The sequence below is a fragment of the Lutibacter sp. genome (genome assembly GCF_040883305.1).
Taxonomy (GTDB): Bacteria; Bacteroidota; Bacteroidia; order Flavobacteriales; family Flavobacteriaceae; genus Lutibacter.
The window spans coordinates 1-3267 of the sequence record NZ_JBFLKT010000407.1; the positions used below are offsets into that span (position 1 = coordinate 1).

Sequence of the window (3267 nt, forward strand, 5' to 3'; positions counted from 1 at the left end):
GCCGATGCTTTGGGGTTGAAAAATGTAAAAGCCGAACAAATTAGAGCTGAAAATGTAAAAGGTGAATTCGATTTTATTGTAAGCAGAGCTGTAACTAGAATGGATGATTTTGTAGCATGGACCCGCAAAAAAATTGCTAAAAAACAGCATCACGAAATTAAAAACGGCATTTTATATTTAAAAGGTGGCGATTTAACTGACGAATTGGCAAATTTTCCAAGTGCAACACTTTACGATTTGACAGATTATTTTAAAGACCCGTTTTTTGAAACAAAAAAAGTGGTTCATATTCCTTTAAAATATAAACGAAAGAAATCTTAAAAAGAAGTGGATATTGTTACTCCAAATCCAGTTGATTCTGGAACAACTCTGCATATTCCACCTACACATAATAAACCTCCACGTTGTCTTCCGTAATTTAAACCAATACGAGTTGTGTTTTTTGTATAACTACCTCCAATATTGTAGTAATGAATTTTTTTAACAACATTACCGTAATTATATAAATCAGTTACAAAGAATGCTATTTTTGGTGATAGGTTGTATTCTATAGTACCACCCCACCAATTTTTCTTATCTTCTTTAGTCCATAAATGTTGCGCTTCAAATCGAACAGATTTTTTGGGGGTTATCTTATAGGTAGATTCTGCTACTAAAATTGTGGCATTAACATTTCCTACTGTCTCTTCAACATAACGTTTGTTATAAAATAAATTGGTAAACGTAAAAATAGAAGCCCATTGTTTAGACCATTTTTTTCTAACTTCTAGATTTCTATCTGTGAAATATTTTTTACCAAAACTTAAAAATTCAGATGAATATGTTCTGTCAACTATATTGTATTCTGCATCTAACCCATACCATGTTGCGTAATTAAAAGCTAGTTTTGTTCCGTATTTCCCACCCAAGGAAGATCCTTTTTTAATATTATAATACACATCGAACTGAACTCCAATTTCGCCTGATTTACCAATTGGATTGTAAGATAATTTAGGTTGAGCTTGGTAAACATAAATATTGGTTAAGCTGTAATCATGTTGTTTTGTTAAACTTGGAATGTAATTTAAAACCTGTTGGTTGTATATATTTCCTTCTTGTTCCCTATCCGAAAAAAAGCTCATGTTCTCTAATCTTCTAAAAGTAGCATCTATCCCAAACCCTTTTTTTGAGTAACCAGTATTAAAAACAAGTGCGTTTCCTGTTGCTAAATTATCGGTTTTAACCGTTTTAAATTCAACTAAAGCATCTTCACTTTTTATCACATATTCTATATTCGTGTAGATGTTTCCTTTAGAAAAATTTAACCTTCCAGAAAAAGCATTGGTGTTTTTATTAAAATTTGGTGCTGCGTTTTCAATTTCTTGAATTCTGCTAACGGCACTAAATCCAACGTTTATTGATGATTCTTTCAATTTAAATAGATCTGAAATATTCAACTCAGTATCAAACCCCAAAATCTCACCATCAGAAACATCAAACCCTTTGCGTTGTTTTCCATAAAGCGCTGTTAATTGTAAATAATTTAATGGAGCATATTTTATTCTACCACCAATTAAAGCATTGTTAATTCCTAGTTCTTTGTTCTCCCAAGATCTTAAAATTAATCCGTTACCAAATTGTTCATAAAAATGACCAGCAGTAATATCCAATTTCTCAGTTCTATAATTTGCATAGTAATTTCCTAATCCAATTTTTTTATTAAAAGTTGGGGCGAAATTTAAAATAGCTTGCGGAGCATAACTTTCAATCTGAATTCCGAAAGTAAAATTATTAAATCTAGCATCTAATTTTAGGTAGTTATTTGATCGAAATCTATTATCTTCATTAAAATCACCGGTTTTATCATCATCTAAATAATACTGTGCATTTGAATTAAAACTTCCACTAAACCAATTTTCTTGTGAATATGCTTGAAATGCTAACACCAAAATAATAATTAAAATTATTTTTTTCATAGTATATTTATTGTGCAGATTCTTTAACTTTTTCATATAAATCTATCTCGCTTCCAGGAGTATAACCTATATGAGAATATACAATTTTATTATTTTTTACAATTAAAACATATGGAACCGTATTAGCGTTTACTGCTCTTTTAAAATCTTGATTTGTATCCAATAATATTTCATAACCCCATTCTTTACCATTAACCAGTGGTTTAACTCTCGATGATGTTCGTGCATTATCAATAGAAATTGCTATTAATTTAAAATTTGTTTCTTCTTGCCAATCAGCATAATTTTCTTGGATAGCATCGAGTTCATTTATACACGGAACACACCAAGTTGCCCATAATAAAATGACTAAAACCTCATCTTTTTCTGATAGATTTTCTGTAGATACAATAGTTCCATCTAGAGATTTCAATTTTAATATTGGTAAAGAATTTTGAGAATAACTAAATAAACAATAAAATAAGGTACCTAAAGATACTATGAATTTTTTCATAATTTTTTGAAGTTTCTTCCACAATATTAATGCTTTTAAATAAAAAATTAACAATAATAAATTAGAAGTTTTAAAAAAATTATATTTGTATCAAAACAAAATAACTTTATGAAAACAAATCATTTATTTAGTTTCTTAATACTAAGTCTTGCTTTTCTAGTAAGTTCATGTGGTGGCTCTTCTGATGATACTATAGAAGATGATAAAGTAACTTCAATTTCAATAACCTCAAATAAATCTGAAATAGATTTAGGCGAAACTTTAACCTTTACAGTAAAAAATAATTTAAATATAGATTTAACTTCAACTGCCGCTATCTATGTTAATAATTCGGTAATTTCTGGGTCAGCTTACACTCCTATAATAGATGGAAATTTTGCAATTCGTGCTGAATATAATGGATTCATAAGCCCAAGTATTTATGTAAAAATTAAAGCTGCGAATACATTGAGTTCTATTGTTGTTTCTAGTTCCTCTAATGAAATTTTATTAGGAGAAGTAGTTACATTTTATGCAGTTGGAAATGAAGGAACAGATTTTACAAATGAGGCTACCTATTTTGTTGATGGGGTTGAAATATCTGGCAAAAAATATACGCCTTCTAAAAGAGGAAATCAAAAAATTACAGCTACTTATAATAGTTTTAACAGTAATGAAGTTAATTTAATGACTGGATACAAACAAAAGGTATTAATTGAAGATTATACAGGCACTTGGTGCGGTTATTGTCCAAGAGTTGCATATGGTATTGAGCTTGTAGAAGCACAATTAAGTACTGCCGTTCCTGTGGCCATTCATAGAGGATCTACAGATTCTTCA

At 29.5% G+C, this 3267-nt stretch carries 3 protein-coding genes and 1 pseudogene; 2 read left to right on the top strand and 2 right to left on the bottom strand.

The window, feature by feature from the left end; translation table 11 throughout:
- A partial coding sequence (locus tag AB1Z17_RS13200) for an RsmG family class I SAM-dependent methyltransferase (protein WP_368052238.1) occupies positions 1-321 on the top strand: 321 nt, incomplete at its 5' end.
- Here AB1Z17_RS13200 and AB1Z17_RS13205 read toward each other — a convergent pair.
- Together AB1Z17_RS13205 and AB1Z17_RS13210 are read right to left on the bottom strand one after the other, a co-directional pair.
- On the bottom strand, positions 318-1955 hold the full coding sequence (locus AB1Z17_RS13205; protein ID WP_368052239.1) for a DUF6029 family protein: 1638 nt from the start codon (positions 1953-1955) through the stop codon (positions 318-320). The two genes, AB1Z17_RS13200 and AB1Z17_RS13205, sit on opposite strands and share 4 nt — an antisense overlap.
- Positions 1956-1962: 7 nt before the next feature.
- Positions 1963-2448 (bottom strand): TlpA family protein disulfide reductase, encoded by a 486-nt coding sequence (locus tag AB1Z17_RS13210; protein ID WP_368052240.1) that lies wholly within the window; start codon positions 2446-2448, stop codon positions 1963-1965.
- A gap of 108 nt (positions 2449-2556) precedes the next feature.
- Here AB1Z17_RS13210 and AB1Z17_RS13215 point away from each other — a divergent pair.
- Positions 2557-3267: pseudogene (locus tag AB1Z17_RS13215) on the top strand (hypothetical protein); the annotation flags it as partial.